This is a genomic window from Vibrio sp. VPAP30, assembly GCF_001188205.1.
GTDB classification, from domain to species: Bacteria; Pseudomonadota; Gammaproteobacteria; order Enterobacterales; family Vibrionaceae; genus Vibrio; species Vibrio bivalvicida.
The window spans coordinates 193,697-210,927 of sequence record NZ_LBLS01000019.1 but is presented as its reverse complement, the minus strand read 5'-3'; the positions used below and the strand labels follow the sequence as shown (position 1 = coordinate 210,927).

Genomic DNA, 17,231 nt, shown 5'->3' with positions numbered 1-17,231 from the left:
TTACTTCTTCTTAGCTTCTTTAGTACGCACATTTTCATCTGCGTAACGAACACCTTTGCCTTTATAAGGCTCAGGCTCACGGTAAGAACGAATGTCAGCCGCAACCTGACCAACAAGTTGTTTGTCACAACCAGTGATCACGATTTCAGTTTGGCTTGGACACTCAGCTTTAATACCCGCTGGCAATTCATGCTCAACTGGGTGAGAGAAGCCAAGAGTTAGGCCTACAGCGTTGCCTTTCATAGCAGCACGGTAACCAACACCCTTAAGAGTTAGCTTCTTAGTAAAGCCTTCAGTAACGCCAACAACCATGTTGTTAACTAGAGCGCGAGCAGTACCTGCTTGTGCCCATGCGTTAGCAACACCTTCGCGTGGACCGAAAGTAAGATTGTTTTCTTCCTGAGCAACAACTACCGCAGCGTTAAGAACGCGTGATAGTTCGCCTTTAGCACCTTTTACAGTGATTTCTTGGCCGTTTAGTTTCACCTCTACGCCAGCTGGAATAGCGACAGGTGCTTTAGCAACACGAGACATAGTCTACTCCTATTAAGCTACGTAGCAGATGATTTCACCACCAAGACCTGCTTTACGTGCAGCGCGGTCTGACATAAGACCCTTGGAAGTAGAAACGATAGCAACACCAAGACCACCCATTACAGAAGGAAGTTGATCTTTCTTCTTGTAAACACGTAGACCTGGACGAGAAACACGTTTAAGTTGCTCGATTACCGGTTTAGCTTGGAAGTACTTAAGTGTAACTTCTAGCTCAGGTTTAACTTCGCCTTCAACAGCGAAATCAGTGATGTAACCTTCAGCTTTTAGTAGTGCAGCAATTGCAACTTTAAGCTTTGAAGAAGGCATTTTAACAGCAACTTTGTTTGCTGCCTGACCGTTACGAACGCGGGTCAGCATATCCGAAATCGGATCTTGCATGCTCATATGATTTACTCCAAATGATTAAGTGGCAATTACCAGCTAGCCTTACGAAGACCCGGAATCTCGCCTTTCATGCAAGCTTCACGAACCTTAATACGGCTTAGACCGAACTTACGTAGGTAACCGTGTGGACGACCAGTTTGGTTGCAACGGTTGCGCTGACGTGATGCACTTGAATCACGTGGAAGAGATTGCAGTTTAAGAACCGCATTCCAACGATCTTCTTCTGATGCGTTTACATCGCTAATGATAGCTTTAAGCGCAGAACGCTTCTCAGCGAACTTAGCTACTAGCTTCGCACGTTTTGCTTCACGTGCTTTCATTGAATTTTTAGCCATAACAGTAACCCTTCACCTTACTTACGGAATGGGAAGTTAAAGGCAGCCAGCAGAGCACGGCCTTCCTCATCAGTACCAGCAGACGTCGTAATAGTGATGTCTAGACCGCGTACTTTATCAACTTTATCAAAGTCGATTTCCGGGAAGATGATTTGCTCGCGAACGCCCATGCTGTAGTTACCGCGTCCGTCAAAAGACTTAGCGCTAACGCCACGGAAGTCACGTACTCGTGGAAGAGCGATGTTAATTAAACGCTCAAGAAAATCCCACATACGTTCGCCACGCAAGGTTACTTTACAACCGATAGGGTAGCCTTCGCGGATTTTGAAACCTGCAACAGATTTACGCGCTTTAGTGATAAGTGGCTTTTGACCAGAGATCGTTGCCATATCAGCAGCTGCGTTTTCTAGCAGTTTCTTATCGTTGATTGCTTCACCAACACCCATGTTAAGGGTGATTTTCTCGATTCTAGGGACTTGCATGACGCTTGTGTAGCTAAACTGTTTGGTCAGTTCAGCGACTACAGACGACTTGTAGTAATCATGCAGTTTCGCCATAGTAGAACTCCAAATTACTTCTATTAGTTAGAAACGATTTCGTTGTTAGATTTAAAGAAACGTACTTTCTTACCATCTTCAAAACGGAAACCGATACGGTCAGCTTTACCAGTAGCTGCGTTAAAGATTGCAACGTTAGAAGCATCAATAGCTGCTTCTTGTTCAACGATGCCACCTTGTTGACCTAGAGCCGGAACCGGCTTTTGGTGCTTCTTAACAAGGTTGATACCTTCAACGATAACTTTACCGGTTGCTAGAACCTTAGTTACTTTACCTTTCTTGCCTTTGTCTTTACCAGCAAGAACGATTACTTCGTCATTACGACGGATTTTAGCTGCCATTTCTACGTGCTCCTTACAGAACTTCTGGAGCCAGTGAAACGATCTTCATGAACTTATCGCCACGAAGTTCACGCGTCACAGGGCCAAAGATACGTGTACCGATTGGTTGCTCAGTATTGTCATTAAGCAATACACAAGCATTACGGTCGAAGCGAATGACAGAACCGTCTGGACGACGAACGCCTTTGCGAGTGCGCACGACAACCGCCTTCAGAACATCACCTTTCTTAACTTTACCGCGAGGAATTGCTTCCTTAACAGTAACTTTGATGACGTCACCGATATGTGCATAACGGCGGTGTGAGCCACCCAGGACCTTAATACACATTACCTTGCGCGCGCCTGAGTTATCAGCTGCGTCAAGTGTACTTTGCATTTGGATCATTGTTAGTGCTCCGCTAAATATTAATAACTAGACCCATCACGGGTCGGGCTGCCTCTTTAAAAGGGACGCGAATTGTACCACCCTTTTTTGTGATTGGGTAGTCAAAAAATAAACGGCCCCAAAATAATTTTGGAGCCGTTTAATATCATAGAACTAGCTAGGGATTAACCTTTCGCTTTTTCTACAACTTTTACCAAAGTCCAAGACTTAGTCTTAGACAGTGGACGACACTCACGAATTTCAACAGTATCGCCTAGGCCACACTCGTTGTTCTCGTCATGTGCGTGTACTTTAGTCGTGCGCTTTACGAACTTGCCGTAAATTGGGTGTTTAACCATGCGCTCGATAGCAACAGTGATAGACTTGTCAGCCTTGTTGCTAACTACACGACCAAATGAAGTACGAATTTTGTCGCTCATTATGCGCCTGCCTTCTCAGTCAATACGGTTTTCACACGTGCGATATCACGACGTACAGCTTTCAGAGTATGAGTTTGCTGTAGTTGACCAGTTGCAGCTTGCATGCGCAAGTTGAACTGTTCACGTAGCAAATTCAAAAGCTCAGCGTTAAGCTCTTCAACGCTTTTTTCGCGTAGATCTTGTGCTTTCATCACATCACCTGCTTAGTTACAAATGTAGTTTTGAATGGCAGTTTACGCGCCGCTAGACGGAACGCTTCACGAGCCAATTCTTCAGGTACACCACCCATTTCGTACATAACCTTACCAGGTTGGATTTGGGCTACCCAGTACTCAACGTTACCTTTACCCTTACCTTGACGAACTTCTAGTGGTTTTTCTGTGATAGGTTTGTCTGGGAACACACGGATCCAGATTTTACCTTGACGCTTAACGTGACGTGTCATTGCACGACGTGCCGCTTCGATTTGACGAGCAGTTAGACGGCCACGGCCAGTAGCTTTAAGACCGAATTCGCCGAAGCTTACATCAGTACCTTTAGCTAGACCACGGTTACGACCTGTCTGAACCTTACGGAACTTAGTACGTTTAGGTTGTAGCATCTGTCGACTCCTTACTTACGGCCTTTACGCTGCTTCTTAGGCTTGTCGCCTTTAGGCTCTACAGCGTTAGCTGCAGGCATACCGCCAAGAATCTCACCTTTGAAGATCCAAGTCTTAATGCCGATCACACCGTATTGAGTGTGAGCCGAAGAAGTTGCGTAATCAATGTCAGCACGTAGAGTGTGTAGAGGCACACGGCCTTCACGGTACCACTCAGAACGTGCAATTTCAGCGCCGCCTAGACGACCGCTTACTTCTACTTTGATACCTTTAGCGCCTAGACGCATAGCGTTTTGTACCGCGCGCTTCATAGCACGACGGAACATAACACGACGCTCTAGCTGAGACGCGATGCTATCACCTACAAGCTGTGCATCAAGTTCAGGCTTACGTACTTCAGCGATGTTAATTTGCGCTGGTACACCTGCAATTTTAGCTACAGCTGTGCGTAGTTTTTCTACGTCTTCACCTTTCTTACCGATAACTACGCCTGGACGAGCAGTGTGAATAGTCACACGGATGCTCTTAGCAGGACGCTCGATAACGATGCGTGAAAGAGATGCTTTTTTCAGTTCACTTGTAAGGAACTGACGTACCTTGAAGTCGCCGTCTAGGTTGTCAGCGAAATCTTTGGTGTTAGCAAACCATGTAGCATTCCAAGGCTTAACGATGCCTAGACGAATACCATTAGGATGTACTTTTTGACCCATTGCTTACTCTCCTAGTCTCAAGCGTCTGCTACAACAACAGTGATGTGGCTTGAACGCTTCAAGATACGATCCGCACGACCTTTAGCACGAGGCATAATACGCTTCATGATAGGGCCTTCATCTACGAAGATTTTTGCGACATTTAGATCGTCAATATCTGCGCCTTCATTGTGCTCCGCGTTAGCGATAGCTGACTCAAGAACTTTCTTGATTAGATCAGCAGCTTTTTTGTTGCTGAACGTTAGAATTTCTAGAGCCTGGTCTACAGATTTACCACGAATTTGATCCGCAACTAAGCGAGCTTTCTGAGGCGAAATGCGAGCAAAGTTATGTTTAGCTAATGCTTCCATCATCTACTCCTTAACGCTTCTTAGCTTTCTTATCCACGACATGGCCGCGGTAAGTACGTGTTGGTGCGAATTCGCCCAGTTTGTGACCGATCATTTCTTCAGTTACAAATACTGGTACGTGCTGACGACCATTATGGACAGCGATGGTCAAACCGATCATCGTAGGGATGATCATTGAACGACGGGACCAAGTCTTAATAGGCTTTTTGTCTCCGCTTTCCACCGCTTTCTCTACCTTCTTCAGCAAGTGTAGGTCAATAAATGGACCTTTCTTGAGAGAACGTGGCATGGCGATTCCTCTTTATATAGATTACTTGTTACGACGACGTACGATGTACTTGTCAGTGCGTTTGTTCTTACGAGTCTTGAAGCCTTTAGTTGGCTGACCCCATGGTGAAACTGGGTGACGGCCACCAGAAGTACGACCTTCACCACCACCGTGTGGGTGGTCTACTGGGTTCATTACCACACCGCGAACGGTTGGACGAACACCGCGCCAGCGGTTAGCACCAGCTTTACCAAGTTCACGTAGCATGTGCTCAGAGTTACCAACTTCACCGATTGTTGCACGGCCTTCAGAAAGTACTTTGCGCATTTCGCCAGAACGTAGACGGATAGTTACGTATGCACCGTCGCGAGCAACGATTTGAGCATATGCACCAGCCGAACGAGCTAGCTGACCACCTTTACCAGGTTTTAGTTCAACATTGTGTACAGTTGAACCTACTGGGATGTTACGCATTGGTAGAGTGTTACCAGCTTTGATTGGTGCATCAACACCTGACTGGATAGCATCACCTGCGTTAACACCTTTAGGTGCTAGGATGTAACGACGCTCACCGTCTGCGTACAGAACTAGAGCGATGTTAGCGCTACGGTTTGGATCATATTCAAGACGCTCAACTTTCGCTGGGATACCGTCTTTAGTACGTTTGAAGTCAATTACACGGTAGTGGTGCTTGTGACCACCGCCGATGTGACGTACTGTGATACGACCGTTGTTGTTACGACCACCGTTCTTAGAGTTTTTCTCTAGAAGAGGTGCGTATGGCTTGCCCTTGTGTAGGTCAGCGTTAACAACTTTAACAACGTGACGACGACCAGGGGAAGTCGGCTTACATTTAACAATAGCCATTCTTAACTACTCCTGTTATTCCGCGCCGCCAACGAAGTCAAGATCTTGACCTTCTTTCAAAGTAACGTACGCTTTCTTAACGTCGCTGCGGCGACCTTGGCGTAGACCTTGACGTTTGGTCTTACCCTTAGTGATAAGAGTATTTACAGACTTTACTTCAACTTCAAATAGCTTTTCTACAGCTGCTTTGATCTCTTTTTTAGTTGCATCTTTAGCTACTTTGAAAACGATAGTGTTCGCTTTCTCAGCTGCCATAGTTGCTTTTTCAGAGATGTGCGGTGCACGTAGAACTTTTAGGATACGCTCTTCAGTGATCATGCTAGCATCTCCTCTACTTGTTTAACTGCATCAGCAGTAATTACAACTTTGTCAAACGCAATTAGAGATACTGGATCAATACCAGCAACGTCGCGTGCGTCAACTTTGTATAGGTTACGAGCAGCTAAGAATAGGTTCTCATCTACTTCGCTAGTCACGATTAAAGCGTCAGTTAGCTCAAGCTCTTTAAGCTTAGCAACTAGTTCTTTAGTCTTTGGTGCTTCTACTGAGAAGTTATCAACAACGATTAAACGCTCTTGACGAACAAGCTCAGAAAGAATGCTCTTCATAGCACCACGGTACATTTTTTTGTTTACTTTTTGGCTGTGATCTTGTGGTTTCGCAGCAAAAGTAACACCACCTGTACGCCAGATTGGGCTACGGATTGTACCAGCACGTGCACGGCCAGTACCTTTTTGACGCCATGGCTTAGCGCCACCGCCAGAAACTTCTGAACGTGTTTTCTGAGCACGAGTACCTTGACGAGCACCTGCTGCAAATGCAACAACTACTTGGTGTACAAGAGCTTCGTTAAACTCACGTCCGAAAGTAGTTTCGGAAACAGTTAGTGCATCAGCACCTTTAACCATTAGTTCCATTACTTACTCCTGAGACGTTATGCTTTAACAGCTGGTTTAACGATCACGTTACCGCCAGTTGCGCCTGGGACTGCACCTTTAATAAGAAGCAGATTGCGCTCAGCGTCAACACGTACGATCTCTAGGTTTTGAGTCGTTACACGCTCAGCACCCATGTGACCTGCCATTTTCTTGCCTTTAAATACGCGACCTGGAGTTTGACATTGGCCAATAGAACCAGGAGCACGGTGAGACAATGAGTTACCGTGAGTCATATCTTGAGTGCGGAAGTTCCAACGCTTAACAGCGCCTTGGAAGCCTTTACCCTTAGATGTACCAGTAACGTCTACTTTCTTTGTTTCGTTGAATAGTTCAACTGTTAGCTCAGCGCCAACTGCAAACTCTTCACCGTTTTCCAAACGGAATTCCCAAAGACCACGACCAGCTTCTACACCTGCTTTAGCAAAGTGACCAGCTTCTGGCTTAGTTACGCGGTTAGCTTTCTTAGCACCAGTAGTAACCTGGATTGCTGCGTAGCCGTCTGTATCAAGTGTTTTAACTTGAGAAACACGGTTAGCTTCAACCTCAACAACAGTTACTGGGATAGAAACGCCTTCTTCAGTAAATACGCGGGTCATGCCCACTTTACGACCGATTAGACCAATCATTCTTCTAATCTCCCTTAACCTAGGCTAATTTGAACGTCAACGCCCGCAGCAAGGTCTAGACGCATTAGAGCATCAACAGTTTTGTCTGTTGGCTCAACGATGTCGATTAGACGCTTGTGAGTACGGATTTCGTACTGGTCACGAGCTTTCTTGTTAACGTGTGGAGAGATAAGAACTGTGAAACGCTCTTTACGAGTAGGTAGTGGGATTGGACCACGAACCTGTGCGCCAGTGCGCTTAGCTGTTTCAACGATTTCCGCTGTAGAAGCATCGATTAGTTTGTAATCGAAAGCTTTTAGGCGGATACGGATACGTTGGTTCTGCATGAGACAGAGCTCCAATATTAAAAATTACACAAACAATATCGCCACTCAGACTCGTAAAGACGAGAGAATGCCGATTGATTTATGTGAAACCGTAACTTCCAAGATTAGGAAGTATTGTCAGTTAATTTTCGATCAACTACCCCTACATACCAGAATCACGTCTGGGGATAGTTATTCCGAAGAATAAGTAGCTAATTGTATTAACCGCGAACATAAGCTGAGTTTACATTACCTAATAAATCGATGATTTATTAGCTCCTCTTCGCTCATTGGTTCACAACTGGCTTAACCAGTGCGACGCATTATACAGATCACAGTTTCACTTGCAAGTGCTGTTTGAAAAATAAACGGTGAAAGGGATAGAGACGAGAGACGAAAGACGAAAGACGAGAGAGTAATGTTGAGGGTTGACGTTAGAACATCAACCCTTTTCGCATTGGGAGACACAAGGTTATTGTTTCAAAAGAAAAAAACGTAATTTCCCAAAAACTCTACAATCTTCCTCTCGTATCTCGTAGCGAAGCGCTCTTTAGGACGGAGTCCGTTCTCAACTCTATCTTTGTATTAAGCTAAGCGTTGACGCACCGCTTCAAACAGACATACGCCCGACGCTACAGACACGTTCAGACTTGAAACACTACCCGCCATAGGGATCTTGATCAAGTCATCACACGTTTCGCGAGTGAGGCGACGCATACCGTCACCTTCTGCCCCCATGACGATAGCCAAAGCGCCTGTTAGTTTAGCTTGATAGATATCGTGTGTTGCTTCACCTGCAGTGCCAACAAACCAAACGCCCTGCTCTTGTAAAGCTCGCATAGTACGCGCGAGATTAGTCACACGCACCAAAGGCACTGTTTCGGCTGCGCCACAGGCCACTTTACTGACTGTTGCGGTAATATTGGCTGACTTATCTTTTGGAACAATCACGGCAGCAACACCCGCCGCATCAGCATTACGTAGACAAGCACCCAAGTTGTGCGGATCGGTGACACCATCAAGTACTAACAAGAGTGGTGATTCATGCTTAGCCAGAATGTCGTCTAAGTCGTTTTCGTTAAGCTGCTTGGTCGGCTTAACGCGAGCCATAATACCTTGGTGGTTTGCACCACGTGCTTTGTCATCTAGCGTTTTGCGTGTCATTTGCTGAATTGAAACACCACACACTTGCAGGTCATTCAAAATCGGCATTAGACGGTCATCTTGGCGACCTTTTAGCACGAACGCTTCAATAAAGCGCTCAGGTTCACGCTCTAATACAGCTTTGACTGCGTGGATACCATAAATAAATTCGTTACTCATTTAAAAACCTGTTCGTTTAAATCACTGCGCTGCTTTTTTACTGCGCTTGGTTTTCTTAGGCTTATTACCAGCCTTTTTCTTGCGAGCTTTAGTGACCTTAGGCTTCTTAGCTGCCTCTTTAGATTCTGGGCGCTTAGTTGGTTCAACTTCAGCCGTTGCTTTAGCTGCTCTATCACCCTTAGTCGCTGCGCGTTTTTTCTCTTTGGCTTTTCTCTTCGCCTCTGCGACGCGCTTCTTAGCCGTCTTTCCTTCGCCGCGTAGCTTACGACTTGTTTCGACTAATTCAAAGTCAATTTGACGATCATCGAGGTTGACCGAAAGTACCTTAACTTTCACGGCATCGCCAAGTCGGTAGATAGCACCAAAACTTTCGCCGATAAGTCTTTGACCAATCGGATCAAATTGGTAGTAGTCATTGGCGAGAGCCGAAATATGAACTAGACCATCGATATGTAAATCACTCAAGCGAACAAAGAAGCCAAAACCGGTGACATTAGCAATCACACCATCTAGCTCTTCCCCAACATGATCTTGCATGTATTCACATTTAAGCCAATCAGACACCTCACGCGTCGCATCATCTGCACGGCGCTCAGTCATCGAACATTGCTCACCGTAGAAGTCCATATCATCAAATGAGTAATGGTAACCACCTGTTGGTGTCCAGCGATCTTTTAGCGTGCCATTCTCTTTCGCAATCAGGTACTTAATTGCGCGGTGAAGTAACAAGTCTGGGTAACGACGAATTGGCGAGGTAAAGTGCGCATAACGCTTCAATGCCAAACCGAAGTGGCCACAGTTATCTGCGTTGTAGACTGCTTGCTTCATCGAACGCAACAACATGGTTTGAATCAGCTCTTTGTCTTGACGCTCGCCAATTTGCTTAACCAAATCAGCGTAATCGGTTGGTGATGGTTCTAAACCACCATTTAAATGCAGACCAAGCTCACCTAAGAAGTCACGGAAACCCTGCAAACGAAGTTCACCCGGAGATTCGTGAATTCGGTAGAGTGCCGGTTCTTTTGCTTTTTCGACCAAAGAAGCAGAAGCGATATTGGCTAAGATCATACACTCTTCAATAATCTTATGCGCATCGTTGCGAATCACGGGTTCAATACTGTCAATCTTGCGCTCCGCATTGAAGATGAACTTGGTTTCCACCGTTTCAAATTCAATCGCACCACGATTGTCACGAGCATGCTTAAGCACTTTATACATCTTATGCAGCTCTTCTAGGTGAGGAACTAACGGTTCGTATCTTTGGTGCAGCTCTTCATCCCCTTCAAGGATATGGTGTACCTTATTATAGGTCAGGCGAGCATGAGAGTTCATCACCGCTTCATAGTGCTTGTAGCCAGATAACTTACCCGTCTCAGAGATGGTCATCTCACACACCATACATAGGCGATCGACTTGCGGGTTAAGAGAACATAAGCCGTTAGATAATACTTCCGGAAGCATTGGAACCACTTGCGATGGGAAGTAGACAGAGTTACCACGGTTGATCGCTTCTTTATCGAGTGCGGTATCAGGGCGAACATAGTAGCTCACATCCGCAATCGCAACCCATAATCGCCAACCACCGCTCTTTTTCTTCTCACAGAAAACAGCATCGTCAAAGTCGCGGGCATCTTCACCATCGATAGTCACTAGTGGCAGTTCGCGCAGGTCTACCCTGCCTACTTTTGCTTCTTCCGGTACTTCTTCCCCAAGCCCTTCGATTTGCTTATCGACGGCTTCAGGCCACTCATGAGGAATTTGGTGAGTGCGGATGGCAATTTGAGTCTCCATTCCTGGTGCCATATTTTCACCCAAGACTTCAATCACTTTGCCCATCATGCCACGAGAACGAGAGCCACGATCAGTAATTTCAATCACCACAACATTACCCATACGCGCCCCTGCACGGAGTTCATTCGGGATTAAGATATCTTGGCTGATGCGCGAATCGTCTGGCACCACATATGAGTAACCATACTCCAGAAAGAAGCGGCCTACGATTTGCGTCGTGCGTTCTTCAAGCACACGAACCAAGCGCCCTTCCTTACGGCCTCGCTTCGAGTTATCAGTTGGCTGTACTAAGACATAGTCACCGTGAATGATATTTTTCATCTGATGGTGAGGAAGAACGATATCATTGTCTTTACCGACACTTCCTTCAGGGCGTACCCAACCATGACCGTCTTTATGACCGATCACATAGCCTTTGATCATTTCTAGTTTCTCTGGCAGGGCGTAGCATTGACGGCGAGTAAAGACCAACTGCCCGTCACGTTCCATGGCGCGTAGTCGACGACGTAAGCCTTCGTAATGATCTTCTCCTTTCAGCTTTAATGCTTCAAAGAGATCATTGCGGTTCATCGGAACGCCAGCTTGGCTGAGGAACTCAAGGATAAACTCACGGCTTGGGATCGGATTGTCATAATTTTCCGATTCACGAGCTGCAAATGGGTCATTATGGATATTGTCTGACATAGGCACGCCTAATTAACAAAGGAAGGGAATTAAAACTAGTATATCTGACTAGCGAGTTAAGCTACAGGTAAGTCGCTTTAATTTCGCAGTTTTTCCTCCTGTTTTTCATCACTTATCTCAACTCTTCACAACTCATAACATCGCACGATAAAGATCACACTTCATTGCAAGTTAACGAGCAAACGATTGCACCCAGTAAAGAAGGGGGTATGATTTAGGAAAATTTTACCGTTCCTTTTACTACAGGTGTTGCCATGAGTATCAAACGTACCTTAATTGCTTCGGCTATCGCTAGCCTTGGTCTATTCTCGCTTCAGGCGTCCGCTACCGAGAAAGCTGACTTAATGATCACCGATGCCATGGTTCTTACTATGAACCAAGACAAAACCGTGTATGAAAAAGGAACGGTAGTGGTTAAAGGCAATCAAATCATCGCAGTTGGCGATCAATCACTGGCGAAACAATATCAAGCGGAGAAAGTACTGGATGTGAATGGCGATATAGTGATGCCTGGCCTTATCAATACCCACACTCACGTTTCAATGACGGTATTTCGCTCTCTTGCAGACGATGTTCCTGATCGCCTCCACCGCTATATTTTCCCACTAGAAGCCAAGCTTGTTTCACGTGATATGGTACGTATAGGTGCCAATCTTGGCAATGTCGAGATGGTCAAAGGCGGTGTAACCACTTATGCAGACATGTACTATTTTGAAGATGAAGTAGCAAAGACCGTCGATAAAATTGGTATGCGAGCAATTTTGGGCGAAACAGTGATTAAATTCCCGGTTGCTGACGCTGCCAATGCAGGTGAAGGCATTCAGTACGCACTTAACTTTATCGAAGAATACAAAGACCACCCGCGAATCACGCCAGCTTTTGCTCCACACGCGCCATATACAAACACCACTGAAACACTGCAAAAAGTGGCTAAGCTGTCGCTTGAACACGATGTGCCTGTGATGATTCACTTAGCAGAATCACACCGCGAAGAAGAGAAGATCGCGCAGCGTGCTGACGGAATGTCACCAGTTCAGTATATGCATAGCATTGGCGCACTAAACAAGAATCTCGTCGGTGCTCATATGATCTTGGTCGATGATGAAGATATTAAGCTGGTAAAAGAAGCAGACATGGGTGTCGCACACAACATGAGTGCCAACATTAAATCTGCAAAAGGCGTTTCTCCTGCCCTTAAGATGTACGATGAAGAAGTGCGTATTGGTTTAGGTACAGATGGGCCGATGTCGGGCAACACTTTGAGTACTATTGATGAATTCAACCAAGTGGCTAAAGTACATAAACTTGTTAACAAGGATCGCGCGGCAATGCCGCCAATCAAAGTGATTGATATGGCGACCATGGGGGCTGCCAAGGCTCTGCATATGGAAGACAAAATAGGTTCTCTTGAAGCTGGCAAACTGGCAGATATCATTGTAATCGACACGAAAGCACCAAACATGGTGCCAGTCTATAATCCATATTCAGCGTTAGTTTACTCAGCAAACTCAGGCAATGTACGTCACTCTATTGTTGATGGAAACGTACTGATGCAAGATCGTGAAATGCTCACTGTCGATGAAGAAGCGATTCGAAAAGAAGCACTTGAGTTCACTAAAGTGGTTCGCGAGACAGTAATTGAATCAGGTGAAGTGGTTCAGTAAAAGGCTCGTAATAACAATGCCCAGCAAGTGCTGGGCATTTTAGTTTCTATCGCAACCGACCGAGTGCAGGAAGCCAGTTGGTTTTAAACGTTAACAAGTTACCAGAAGGTATCGCGCTTTTTCGCTCTGGCGATAATATTTTGTGGCATTCGCCTCTCTAGGCCTTGCCGTAGAACACTAATGCGTTTGTGTACGCGCTGGTCAGCGGTGACCGAGTTATACAACCAGCGGTAGGCATCTTCATAATCGAGCGGGCTACCGTAATCACGCAGCAGCAGTTCTGCTAGGTGAATACGAGCATTTATATTGCCCATAGCCGCCGCTTCACGAAGATAAGGAATTGCACGCTCTTTATCTTGCTGAACCAAGGTGCCACGCGAGTAATAACGACCAATCTGCTCAAGAGCAGCCGGCAAACCTTGGTGGGCAGCATTTTCCATATAGTAAAGACCCAGCTCTACATCCTGATTGACACACACGCCCCATGCCAGCATATCTCCGTATAGAAATTCATACGCAGGTAAGCTAATTCGAGTCGCACGCGCCACAATATCTTCAACAAGTTGACAGTTATCGGCTTTTACACGCTCTAAATGTTGGTTGCTGTTGATGAGTTTAATTAATTCGGCTTCGGTATATATAGGTATCGGCTCACCGATTTCAGACAACTCGTTTGCCTGAACCCATGAGACACTTAACGCCAACACCATCGAAGCAGCTAATTTTCTTAGCTTCATTTTCTGCACTCTTAACTTCGACCATAGGTATCAACTTTTCGTCAACACCAGATTTGCCGCAAACGCGGCAAGCTTGATACTAGTATCGGCAATCAGCGCTAACTCTTTAATCAAAATTGCCGCTCTATGGCAAATTGTTGCCGTAAGTTATGAGAATCGCAAGGAAAATTGGTTATAAAAAAACCGGCGATAAACGCCGGTTTTTAAAACACTTTAACAATCAGAGATTAAGCTTCGTATGGGTGAGCTTTAATAATTGTTTCGTTGCGGTCTGGACCTGTAGAGATGATATCTACTGGCACACCCGTTAGCTCTTCGATACGCTTGATGTAGTCAAGAGCGGCTTTTGGAAGCGCATCTAGTGATTTAGCACCAAATGTAGTCTCAGACCAACCAGGCATTGTTTCGTAGATTGGTGTCGCTTCTTCAAATGACTCTGCCGCCATTGGAGACACTTCTAGGATAGAACCGTCTTTCATCTTGTAGCCAGTACAGATTTTGATCTCTTCTAGACCATCAAGGACGTCTAGTTTAGTCAGGCAGATACCTGTTAGAGAGTTGATTTGGATTGCACGGCGCATTGCCACGGCATCGAACCAACCTGTACGACGCAGGCGACCTGTTGTTGCACCAAACTCGTGGCCAACAGTACCTAAGTGCTTACCGATAGGGTCTTGCTTGTCTTGACCATCGTATAGCTCAGTTGGGAACGGACCAGAACCAACACGAGTACAGTAAGCTTTAGTAATACCAAGAATGTAACCGATGTGGCGAGGGCCGAAACCAGAACCTGCAGCAACACCACCAGCAGTCGTGTTAGAAGAAGTTACGTATGGGTAAGTACCATGGTCGATATCGAGTAGCGTACCTTGAGCACCTTCGAACATAATCTTGTCGCCGCGCTTGCGTGCTGCGTCTAGTTCGTCAGTTACGTCCATAACCATAGAAGTTAGTAGATCAGCGTAACCCATGCATTGCTCAAGAACTTCATCGTAGCTTACTGTTTCAGCTTTGTAGAAGTGCTCTAGCTGGAAGTTATGGAATTCCATCACTTCTTTTAGTTTCTCAGCGAACATCTCTTTATCGAAAAGATCGCCAACGCGTAGACCACGACGGGCAACTTTGTCTTCATAAGCAGGACCGATACCACGACCGGTTGTACCAATAGCTTTCGCGCCACGAGCGATTTCACGCGCGTTGTCGATAGCGATGTGGTAAGGAAGAATTAGAGGACAAGCTTCAGAAACGAAAAGACGCTCACGAACCGGGATGCCACGCTCTTCAAGAGGCTTCATTTCTTTAAGAAGTGCTTCAGGCGATAATACAACGCCGTTACCGATAACACATTTTACGTTATCGCGTAGGATGCCTGATGGAATTAAATGAAGAACGGTTTTTTCACCGTCAATTACAAGAGTGTGACCTGCGTTGTGACCGCCTTGGTAGCGAACCACATACTTTGCATCTTCAGTTAAAAGGTCAACAATTTTACCTTTACCTTCGTCACCCCATTGGGTGCCCAGAACGACTACGTTATTTCCCATCTTTCCAGTATCTGTTGCTAGTTAAAAATGGATTCTAGCACTGAATCACATTTCTTGCAGTCATTTTTTAATCATCTAAGTGTAATACCGTTTAAATCAGAGGGGGTTTTAAACAACAGCGAACTATATCAGCCACTTAACTGTAGTCTTAGCAGAATGAATCTCGAGCAAACTACTCATCTGCGTAGATTTTCACGCTAAAATCTCCATTTGTGTCGATGCCTGCTCGATACATCCCCGTGCTGTTCATCGAAAAATGAAGTTGCCCTTGAGCATCAACGGCAATCAGACCGCCTTCTCCGCCCATCTCTTTTAGTTCACCTTGAATAACGGCATTACATGCGGTATGCAGCTCTTCTTTTAAGTAACGCATCCTCGCTGCTACATCGGCTGCCACCGTTTGGCGAATAAAGAACTCACCCATTCCTGTGGTTGAGACAGCAACATTGCCATTCTCTGCAAATGTCCCTGCCCCGATGATCGAAGAGTCACCAACCCTACCATATTTCTTATTGGTGACGCCGCCAGTACTGGTCGCGGCAGCAAGGTTACCATGTTGATCGAGCGCCACCGCTCCAACCGTGCCATATTTGTTATCATCAGGGTATCTAGACTCCGATAATGCAAACAGACCTTTCTCTTTCATCGAGAGTAACTGCTCATAACGGCGGTTAGTAAAGAAGTAATCTTGCTCAGTAAATTGATAGCCGTGCTCGAAGGCAAACTCTTCAGCCCCTTCGCCAATCATTAACACATGCTCACTTTTATTCATCACGTCGCGTGCGAGATCAATTGGGTTCTTAATATGACGAACGCCTGCTACGGCACCAGCATTTTTGTCTTTGCCATGCATAACAGATGCATCCATTTCAACCATTTCCTTGTTGGTCAATACCGAACCTTTACCAGCATTAAAGTTAGGCGAATCTTCCAATACTTTGACCGCTGCAACGACCGCATCCAGCGCATCTCCCGACTGAGCTAAAATGCTATGCCCAGCGCGAACCGAAACTTCAAGATCGGCTAGGATGGAAGCCTTTAACTCTTCGCTCATTTGATCACGTAATATGGTTCCGGCTCCGCCATGAATGGCGATTGAGAATGGTTGGCTCATTGGTTGGTCTCCGTATATCTAACGACCTTATTGGTAACAAAAAAGGCGTTTCCCGTACAGCGGGAAACGCCTTTTACAATCTAGCTATAAGCTAACAGATTAGTGAGAACCGCAGCTACCGCCACCGCAGCAGCCGTCTTTTTTCTCTTCACCGTGGTCATGGCCTTCGCCACCACAGCAACCGCCTTCATGATCGTGGTCGTGACCACAGCCACCAGCTTGGTGAACATGACCGTGCTCGATCTCTTCAGCAGTAGCTTCACGTACAGCAACAACTTCTACGTCGAAAGTTAGTGTTTGACCAGCAAGCATGTGGTTACCATCAACAACGACTTCGTCGCCATCTACTTCTGTTACTTCTACAGGGATTGGACCTTGGTCAGTATCCGCTAGGAAACGCATACCTACTTCGATTTGCTCAACACCTTGGAATACGTCTGCAGGAACACGCTGTACAAGTGCGTCGTTGTGCTCACCGTATGCTTCTTCTGGAGAAACAGTTACAGAGAACTTAGCGCCTGCTTCTTTAGCTTCTAGTGCTGTTTCAAGACCAGTGATTAGGTTGTTGTTGCCGTGTAGATAATCTAGTGGCGCATCTGCAGTAGACTGATCAACAACAACACCATCTTCCAATTTCACTTGGTAAGCAAGGCTTACAACTACGTTCTTTTCAATTTTCATATTTACTCCAAGGAGAATAAAGGACCTTAGCCCAAACTAAGGTCTATAAACT

The 17,231-nt window shown here is 45.8% G+C and carries 24 protein-coding genes; 1 reads left to right on the top strand and 23 read right to left on the bottom strand.

From position 1 onward, the window contains the following. The 19 genes from rplF to rnr all read right to left on the bottom strand — a co-directional run bounded on the left by rplF (position 1) and on the right by rnr (position 11,439). Entirely contained in the window at positions 1 to 534 is a 534-nt protein-coding gene (gene rplF, locus ZX61_RS08770; RefSeq protein ID WP_049844275.1) for a 50S ribosomal protein L6, read from the bottom strand. A gap of 12 nt (positions 535 to 546) precedes the next feature. After that, positions 547 to 939 carry a 30S ribosomal protein S8 gene (rpsH, locus tag ZX61_RS08765; protein ID WP_049844274.1) on the bottom strand — a complete coding sequence of 131 codons (393 nt, stop codon included), beginning with the start codon at positions 937 to 939 and terminating at the stop codon, positions 547 to 549. Between the two features lie 29 nt (positions 940 to 968). Then, positions 969 to 1,274: a 30S ribosomal protein S14 gene (rpsN, locus tag ZX61_RS08760; RefSeq protein ID WP_004745888.1), complete on the bottom strand. Its 306-nt coding sequence runs from the start codon at positions 1,272 to 1,274 to the stop codon at positions 969 to 971. A gap of 17 nt (positions 1,275 to 1,291) precedes the next feature. Continuing rightward, entirely contained in the window at positions 1,292 to 1,831 is a 540-nt protein-coding gene (rplE, locus tag ZX61_RS08755) for a 50S ribosomal protein L5 (RefSeq protein WP_004410443.1), read from the bottom strand. A 23-nt stretch (positions 1,832 to 1,854) separates the two neighbouring features. Then, positions 1,855 to 2,172, bottom strand: coding sequence for a 50S ribosomal protein L24 (gene rplX / locus ZX61_RS08750; RefSeq protein WP_004745885.1), 318 nt, complete (start codon positions 2,170 to 2,172; stop codon positions 1,855 to 1,857). A gap of 13 nt (positions 2,173 to 2,185) precedes the next feature. After that, positions 2,186 to 2,557, bottom strand: a complete 372-nt coding sequence (gene rplN / locus ZX61_RS08745; protein WP_004745883.1) for a 50S ribosomal protein L14 — start codon at positions 2,555 to 2,557, stop codon at positions 2,186 to 2,188. 164 nt (positions 2,558 to 2,721) lie between these two features. Next, the gene (gene rpsQ, locus ZX61_RS08740) at positions 2,722 to 2,976 is read right to left on the bottom strand and encodes a 30S ribosomal protein S17 (protein ID WP_006963213.1); all 255 of its coding nucleotides are present in this window, start codon (positions 2,974 to 2,976) and stop codon (positions 2,722 to 2,724) included. Continuing rightward, positions 2,976 to 3,167: a 50S ribosomal protein L29 gene (gene rpmC / locus ZX61_RS08735; RefSeq protein ID WP_004410456.1), complete on the bottom strand. Its 192-nt coding sequence runs from the start codon at positions 3,165 to 3,167 to the stop codon at positions 2,976 to 2,978. The genes rpsQ and rpmC overlap by 1 nt, the downstream gene beginning before the upstream one ends. Then, positions 3,167 to 3,577 (bottom strand): 50S ribosomal protein L16, encoded by a 411-nt coding sequence (gene rplP, locus ZX61_RS08730; RefSeq protein ID WP_004410459.1) that lies wholly within the window; start codon positions 3,575 to 3,577, stop codon positions 3,167 to 3,169. The genes rpmC and rplP overlap by 1 nt, the downstream gene beginning before the upstream one ends. A gap of 11 nt (positions 3,578 to 3,588) precedes the next feature. Further along, positions 3,589 to 4,287, bottom strand: coding sequence for a 30S ribosomal protein S3 (gene rpsC, locus ZX61_RS08725; protein WP_004410461.1), 699 nt, complete (start codon positions 4,285 to 4,287; stop codon positions 3,589 to 3,591). Positions 4,288 to 4,304: 17 nt separating this feature from the next. Then, on the bottom strand, positions 4,305 to 4,637 hold the full coding sequence (gene rplV / locus ZX61_RS08720) for a 50S ribosomal protein L22 (protein WP_038175171.1): 333 nt from the start codon (positions 4,635 to 4,637) through the stop codon (positions 4,305 to 4,307). A gap of 10 nt (positions 4,638 to 4,647) precedes the next feature. Further along, positions 4,648 to 4,926 (bottom strand): 30S ribosomal protein S19, encoded by a 279-nt coding sequence (gene rpsS / locus ZX61_RS08715; RefSeq protein WP_004745876.1) that lies wholly within the window; start codon positions 4,924 to 4,926, stop codon positions 4,648 to 4,650. 21 nt (positions 4,927 to 4,947) lie between these two features. Then, the gene (gene rplB / locus ZX61_RS08710; RefSeq protein ID WP_004410474.1) at positions 4,948 to 5,772 is read right to left on the bottom strand and encodes a 50S ribosomal protein L2; all 825 of its coding nucleotides are present in this window, start codon (positions 5,770 to 5,772) and stop codon (positions 4,948 to 4,950) included. Between the two features lie 15 nt (positions 5,773 to 5,787). Beyond that, the gene (rplW, locus tag ZX61_RS08705) at positions 5,788 to 6,090 is read right to left on the bottom strand and encodes a 50S ribosomal protein L23 (protein WP_004398471.1); all 303 of its coding nucleotides are present in this window, start codon (positions 6,088 to 6,090) and stop codon (positions 5,788 to 5,790) included. Beyond that, complete coding sequence (gene rplD, locus ZX61_RS08700) at positions 6,087 to 6,689, bottom strand: 50S ribosomal protein L4 (protein WP_004410477.1); 603 nt, start codon at positions 6,687 to 6,689, stop codon at positions 6,087 to 6,089. Before rplD ends, rplW begins: the two co-directional genes overlap by 4 nt. A 17-nt stretch (positions 6,690 to 6,706) precedes the next feature. Further along, the gene (gene rplC, locus ZX61_RS08695; protein ID WP_049844273.1) at positions 6,707 to 7,336 is read right to left on the bottom strand and encodes a 50S ribosomal protein L3; all 630 of its coding nucleotides are present in this window, start codon (positions 7,334 to 7,336) and stop codon (positions 6,707 to 6,709) included. Positions 7,337 to 7,350: 14 nt separating this feature from the next. After that, positions 7,351 to 7,662, bottom strand: coding sequence for a 30S ribosomal protein S10 (rpsJ, locus tag ZX61_RS08690; RefSeq protein WP_004410492.1), 312 nt, complete (start codon positions 7,660 to 7,662; stop codon positions 7,351 to 7,353). Positions 7,663 to 8,226: 564 nt separating this feature from the next. Next, entirely contained in the window at positions 8,227 to 8,964 is a 738-nt protein-coding gene (gene rlmB, locus ZX61_RS08685; protein WP_049844272.1) for a 23S rRNA (guanosine(2251)-2'-O)-methyltransferase RlmB, read from the bottom strand. 21 nt (positions 8,965 to 8,985) lie between these two features. Then, entirely contained in the window at positions 8,986 to 11,439 is a 2,454-nt protein-coding gene (gene rnr, locus ZX61_RS08680; RefSeq protein ID WP_049844271.1) for a ribonuclease R, read from the bottom strand. A 254-nt stretch (positions 11,440 to 11,693) separates the two neighbouring features. Between rnr and ZX61_RS08675 the strand changes: the two genes are divergently transcribed. Continuing rightward, a complete protein-coding gene (locus ZX61_RS08675) occupies positions 11,694 to 13,103 on the top strand; it encodes an amidohydrolase (RefSeq protein ID WP_049844270.1) in 1,410 nt (469 codons plus the stop codon). A gap of 98 nt (positions 13,104 to 13,201) precedes the next feature. Here ZX61_RS08675 and motX read toward each other — a convergent pair whose 3' ends face one another. From motX to slyD, 4 genes are all read right to left on the bottom strand, one after another. Beyond that, positions 13,202 to 13,840 carry a flagellar protein MotX gene (gene motX, locus ZX61_RS08670; RefSeq protein WP_049844269.1) on the bottom strand — a complete coding sequence of 213 codons (639 nt, stop codon included), beginning with the start codon at positions 13,838 to 13,840 and terminating at the stop codon, positions 13,202 to 13,204. A gap of 227 nt (positions 13,841 to 14,067) precedes the next feature. After that, positions 14,068 to 15,384 carry an adenylosuccinate synthase gene (locus ZX61_RS08665; RefSeq protein ID WP_049844268.1) on the bottom strand — a complete coding sequence of 439 codons (1,317 nt, stop codon included), beginning with the start codon at positions 15,382 to 15,384 and terminating at the stop codon, positions 14,068 to 14,070. Between the two features lie 172 nt (positions 15,385 to 15,556). Further along, positions 15,557 to 16,498, bottom strand: coding sequence for an isoaspartyl peptidase/L-asparaginase family protein (locus ZX61_RS08660; RefSeq protein WP_049844267.1), 942 nt, complete (start codon positions 16,496 to 16,498; stop codon positions 15,557 to 15,559). A 99-nt stretch (positions 16,499 to 16,597) separates the two neighbouring features. Next, positions 16,598 to 17,179 (bottom strand): peptidylprolyl isomerase, encoded by a 582-nt coding sequence (gene slyD, locus ZX61_RS08655; protein ID WP_049844266.1) that lies wholly within the window; start codon positions 17,177 to 17,179, stop codon positions 16,598 to 16,600. Positions 17,180 to 17,231 lie beyond the last annotated feature (52 nt).

Excerpts from the sequence above, each read along its gene's own strand:
- rplF (WP_049844275.1), bottom strand. The coding sequence starts at position 534 with ATGTCTCGTGTTGCTAAAGCACCTGTCGCTATTCCAGCTGGCGTAGAG.
- rpsH (WP_049844274.1), bottom strand. The coding sequence starts at position 939 with ATGAGCATGCAAGATCCGATTTCGGATATGCTGACCCGCGTTCGTAAC.
- rpsN (WP_004745888.1), bottom strand. The coding sequence starts at position 1,274 with ATGGCTAAAAATTCAATGAAAGCACGTGAAGCAAAACGTGCGAAGCTA.
- rplE (WP_004410443.1), bottom strand. The coding sequence starts at position 1,831 with ATGGCGAAACTGCATGATTACTACAAGTCGTCTGTAGTCGCTGAACTG.
- rplX (WP_004745885.1), bottom strand. The coding sequence starts at position 2,172 with ATGGCAGCTAAAATCCGTCGTAATGACGAAGTAATCGTTCTTGCTGGT.
- rplN (WP_004745883.1), bottom strand. The coding sequence starts at position 2,557 with ATGATCCAAATGCAAAGTACACTTGACGCAGCTGATAACTCAGGCGCG.
- rpsQ (WP_006963213.1), bottom strand. The coding sequence starts at position 2,976 with ATGAGCGACAAAATTCGTACTTCATTTGGTCGTGTAGTTAGCAACAAG.
- rpmC (WP_004410456.1), bottom strand. The coding sequence starts at position 3,167 with ATGAAAGCACAAGATCTACGCGAAAAAAGCGTTGAAGAGCTTAACGCT.
- rplP (WP_004410459.1), bottom strand. The coding sequence starts at position 3,577 with ATGCTACAACCTAAACGTACTAAGTTCCGTAAGGTTCAGACAGGTCGT.
- rpsC (WP_004410461.1), bottom strand. The coding sequence starts at position 4,287 with ATGGGTCAAAAAGTACATCCTAATGGTATTCGTCTAGGCATCGTTAAG.
- rplV (WP_038175171.1), bottom strand. The coding sequence starts at position 4,637 with ATGGAAGCATTAGCTAAACATAACTTTGCTCGCATTTCGCCTCAGAAA.
- rpsS (WP_004745876.1), bottom strand. The coding sequence starts at position 4,926 with ATGCCACGTTCTCTCAAGAAAGGTCCATTTATTGACCTACACTTGCTG.
- rplB (WP_004410474.1), bottom strand. The coding sequence starts at position 5,772 with ATGGCTATTGTTAAATGTAAGCCGACTTCCCCTGGTCGTCGTCACGTT.
- rplW (WP_004398471.1), bottom strand. The coding sequence starts at position 6,090 with ATGATCACTGAAGAGCGTATCCTAAAAGTTCTACGTGCACCGCACATC.
- rplD (WP_004410477.1), bottom strand. The coding sequence starts at position 6,689 with ATGGAACTAATGGTTAAAGGTGCTGATGCACTAACTGTTTCCGAAACT.
- rplC (WP_049844273.1), bottom strand. The coding sequence starts at position 7,336 with ATGATTGGTCTAATCGGTCGTAAAGTGGGCATGACCCGCGTATTTACT.
- rpsJ (WP_004410492.1), bottom strand. The coding sequence starts at position 7,662 with ATGCAGAACCAACGTATCCGTATCCGCCTAAAAGCTTTCGATTACAAA.
- rlmB (WP_049844272.1), bottom strand. The coding sequence starts at position 8,964 with ATGAGTAACGAATTTATTTATGGTATCCACGCAGTCAAAGCTGTATTA.
- rnr (WP_049844271.1), bottom strand. The coding sequence starts at position 11,439 with ATGTCAGACAATATCCATAATGACCCATTTGCAGCTCGTGAATCGGAA.
- ZX61_RS08675 (WP_049844270.1), top strand. The coding sequence starts at position 11,694 with ATGAGTATCAAACGTACCTTAATTGCTTCGGCTATCGCTAGCCTTGGT.
- motX (WP_049844269.1), bottom strand. The coding sequence starts at position 13,840 with ATGAAGCTAAGAAAATTAGCTGCTTCGATGGTGTTGGCGTTAAGTGTC.
- ZX61_RS08665 (WP_049844268.1), bottom strand. The coding sequence starts at position 15,384 with ATGGGAAATAACGTAGTCGTTCTGGGCACCCAATGGGGTGACGAAGGT.
- ZX61_RS08660 (WP_049844267.1), bottom strand. The coding sequence starts at position 16,498 with ATGAGCCAACCATTCTCAATCGCCATTCATGGCGGAGCCGGAACCATA.
- slyD (WP_049844266.1), bottom strand. The coding sequence starts at position 17,179 with ATGAAAATTGAAAAGAACGTAGTTGTAAGCCTTGCTTACCAAGTGAAA.